The sequence below is a fragment of the Nonomuraea sp. MG754425 genome (assembly GCF_021699195.1).
GTDB lineage: Bacteria > Actinomycetota > Actinomycetes > Streptosporangiales > Streptosporangiaceae > Nonomuraea.
Window position 1 is genome coordinate 1 of sequence record NZ_SSXE01000441.1, and the last position, 908, is coordinate 908.

Below are 908 nucleotides of genomic sequence, written 5' to 3' on the forward strand. Positions count from 1 at the left end.
GGCCACCGTAACCACCCTCGCGCCGGTCGCCGGAGCCACCGCCGGTACGGGGACCGCGGTCGCCGTAGCCACCCTCACGACGCGGACCCCGATCGTCCCTGTCCCGGAAGGGACGACGGTCGCCGCCCTGGGACCCACGGTCGTCGCCTTCACGACGCGGACCCTGGTACCCGCCTTCACGGCGCGGGCCCCGATCGTCCCGGTCGCGGAACGGCCGGCGTCCCTCGCCTCGATCGTCCTCGCGCCGCGGCCCGCGGTCACCGCGGTTGTAGGAGCTCGACCTGTCATCGGACCGGAACGGACGGTCGCCACCGGAGTCTCGTCCGCGAGAGCCGTACCCGCCGCTCCTGCCGCCTCCGTCAGAGCGCCTGTCACCGTGGTCGCCGCGCTCGCGCTGTCCGCCGTCCGATCCGTTATCTCTGTTCACTTCTGGTCCATTTCGTTGGCTCACCCAGCGGACTCACAACGACGGTCCACCGTGGCTGGGTCGCCGCCCGCCCTCGGGCCTTACGCGACGAAGGCCACCTGTGGGGTGGCCCGTTCTCTCCAGCCTAGCAAGTCGCTGAACGTCCACGAGCCGGACGCAACCGAATATTCATTCGATCACAAACGTCCGCTCATCAGGACTGCTCGGCATGTCAGCACGCATCCGCGAAATCGCCGAGTCCGCTCATCATGATCTCGCCTGCGAACAGGCGAGCTTCCTTACTTCTGCCGGACGACCGCCCCTGGAGCAGGGGACCACGGCCCTTCGATTCCGGCCCGGAAACGCAGAAAGGGCCCTGACACTCAAGGCGTCAGAGCCCTTCCCTAAAGATTGTCCGGCGGTGACCTACTCTCCCACACCCTCCCGAGTGCAGTACCATCGGCGCAGAGAAGCTTAACTTCCGGGTTCGGAATGTAACCGG

The 908-nt window shown here is 67.5% G+C and carries 1 rRNA gene; it reads right to left on the reverse strand.

Annotated features, from left to right (window positions below):
* Window positions 1–819: 819 nt before the first annotated feature.
* Window positions 820–908: ribosomal RNA gene (gene rrf, locus FAF44_RS53365) — 5S ribosomal RNA — on the reverse strand; the annotation flags it as partial.